Source organism: Streptomyces sp. NPDC002911, assembly GCF_053591835.1.
In genome coordinates this window covers 1-2866 of record NZ_JBSFUO010000003.1, presented here as the reverse complement: position 1 = coordinate 2866, position 2866 = coordinate 1, and the positions used below count along the sequence as shown (strand labels likewise).

The window sequence follows — 2866 nt, the reverse complement described above, 5'->3', positions numbered from 1 at the left end:
GCCGCGGGCCGGAGTGCCCGGGACGACGACCGCGTCCCGCGGTACGGACAGGTCCGTACCGCGGGACGGACATTCCCGGGCGGTGCTCCGCCCGGTTCGCCGTAGGGGAAGCGGAGTCTCCAGGGCCCCCGCACGAGGCCGACGCCCGGAGGATGCGGCCTCTCTCACCTCACGACGAACCGGCCTGCGCGCTCCAGCCGCACGGTGCTCCTGGCCGGCGGGCGCGGTCGGCTCCGCGTTATCGGGCCATCACGCCTTTCCGGGTCCGCAGCGGCAGGGAGCGGGCACCGGTCATCTCCGGGGAGGGCATGAAGACCGGCGGGTTCTCCGGGTCCGTACGGAACTCCGGCAGACGGTCCAGCAGGATGTTGAGAGCGATTCGGCCCTCCAGCCGCCCCAGCGGCGCGCCCAGACAGAAGTGAACGCCACGGCCGAAGCCGAGGTGCGGATTCGGGTCACGGGTGACGTCGAAGAGCTCCGGCCGCTCGAACTGCGCCACGTCACGGTTCGCGGCGGAGAGCGAGACCGCCAGCACCTGCCCCGCCTCGATGCGCTCCCCGCCGAGACGTACCTCGGAGGTGGTGGCCCGGAAGACGGACGAGAGGGGCGCCAGGCACCGCACCGACTCCTCGATCGCCCCTGGCAGCAGCCCCCGGTCCTCACGGACCAGCTCCAGCTGATCCGGCTCGTCGTCGAGGCAGAGAATCGTGTTCCCGAGCAGCATGGTGGTGGTGATGTGCCCGGCGGCGAGGAGGAGCGTGGCGAAGTTGGCGATCTGAGCATCCGTCAGCTGCCGGCCTTCCACGTCGGCTTGGACGAGCTTCGTCAGCAGATCCTCCCGGGGCTCGGTCCTGCGCTTCGCGGCGTGCTCGTGGATGTACGCCTGCATCTCGGCGTTCAGCTCAAGCCCTTCCTGGACCATCTGCCGGAGCTCCTCCTCGTTGGAGACCAGCGAGACGGTGCTCTCGTTCGAGAACATCCTGTCCACCCACTCACGGAACAGTGGCCTGTCGCTGCTCGGTACGCCGAGCAGTTCGGTGATGACGATCACCGGGAGCGGGAAGGCGAGGTCCTCGACGAGGTCGAAGCTGTCCTTGCCCTCGAGCTCGTCGAGCAGCTGGTGGGTGATCTCGGCGATCCGAGGCTCCAGGTTGGAGATGATCTTCGGGGTGAACGCGTGGCCGACGATGCTCCGCAGTTGGCCGTGGTCCGGCGGATCCATCCGGACCAGGTTGCCCTCGAGCGCCGAGACGTCGACATCGCTCCGGACGAAGTACTTGGTGATGTCGGAGGAGTAGGTCGCCGGGTCACTGAGAACCTGGATGGCCTCGGCATATCCGTACACGTTCCACATCCCCGTCTCCTCGTCGTAGCGGGTCGGCCGCTCCGGCCGCTGTCCCCGTAGCCAAGGGTGCTTCGGTTGGATGTCCCAGCGGTTGGCGAGAAAAGACATGAGCTTCCCCTCTTCGAGAGATGGTGGGAGTTCCGCATGGCAGGTGTGGGACAGGAGCGGAGGAAATGCATCGAACCGGCCGGCCGGCTCCCCCCGAGGCAACTCGCCGTCCGGGCTCGGCCGGCTGACCGGCGGGGCGCATGCCGCGGGGCAATTCCGGGTTCTGCCCCCTGCGCTCGGGTTCGTGCGCGACTGGCTCCCGGAACAGAGATCCGCACCCCGGTGAAGCGACCGCCCTGCGGATCACCGGTACGCGGAGCCCGCAGGAGGGGCGAGGGGCGGAGGGCGTACCGAAACATGTGAATGACCTGCCCTTCATGTGCGCCCGGACAGCACCCTCGTGGCCATCCTCGACCAGGCATGGTCGACAACCAGGCATGGAACGCGTTGACCATGCGGCGAACCGGGCGAAGGGCACCGAAGGGCCTTCGCATGAGGCCCCGCATGCAAAGGGGACCGGCCGCGCAGCCCAAGGCCAGCCTGCCCGCGGTGGCCTCTGGATGGTCGGAGGGAAACTCGCACACGCCTGTCGAGAATTCCGGCCCTCAACGTGACGGCGGGCGCGCTGGATTCCGGCACCCAAGGCGGTCGAAGGTGTGGTCGAGCCGGTCAGCCGGATCGGTGATCAGTTCGATGACGTGGCGGACCCGGAGTGGATCCGGGCCTGCATTGCGGGGAACTGAATAGCGAATCGAGAAGGTCAGGCAACTTTTCTGTGCCTTTCTTGTGAAGGGAGGAATCACTGGCCTGTGCTTTCACGGTTCGAGGGATCCGGTGCGCTTCGGGGGACTAATCGGCCGCACACTAGGAAACGCCCCTGTCTCCCGCAAGCCCGCAGTGACAATTCAAGCCACTCGGAATCCGGCCGGAACCCTGGTCGCATGCGGAAATGCGGCGGCGGGTATCGGCTCGTCGCCTCCGCCCTGCCATGCGCATCCCGCAACGTGTCGAGAAGTCTCGGCACTCGGGCTCCTCCTGTTCCGAACGGTTCGTATCCCCCTCGGGCTCCAGTGCGTAGCAGCCTTGTTTCCGTCCTGGTCGGTGAGCATCGGCGATCTTGAAAAGTGGGGTGCTGGAAGGTGCAGGTTGTTGTCCTGAATGGGTCAGAGTATTCCGGCCACATCCAGTCGAGGTCTTGACGTCCGAGTGATATGCGCGTCAGGCTTGCGGAAGCCACTGAAGATCCGCTCGATGGAGATAATCACGTGTCTCGCACACGAAAAGCTTCTCTGGTGTCGATGCCCTGGAACAGTGCCATACGCCCGTCCATTCAGGTGGGCATATTACGCTCGGTCGCCGAGGCCGAGGGGTGGCAGGTGGACGCCAGTTACGCCTACCTCGATTTCTACGGCCTTGCCCAGCAGGCGTTGGGATTCAGTGACGCGGAATGGTCCGATGCCTATGAGCTGGTGT

At 66.3% G+C, this 2866-nt stretch carries 1 protein-coding gene; it reads right to left on the bottom strand.

The annotated features are described in order from the left end of the window. Nucleotides 1-238 precede the first annotated feature (238 nt). Complete coding sequence (locus ACWD04_RS05520) at nt 239-1453, bottom strand: cytochrome P450 (RefSeq protein WP_451128406.1); 1215 nt, start codon at nt 1451-1453, stop codon at nt 239-241. Nucleotides 1454-2866 lie beyond the last annotated feature (1413 nt).

Excerpts from the sequence above, each read along its gene's own strand:
- ACWD04_RS05520 (WP_451128406.1), bottom strand. The coding sequence starts at position 1,453 with ATGTCTTTTCTCGCCAACCGCTGGGACATCCAACCGAAGCACCCTTGG.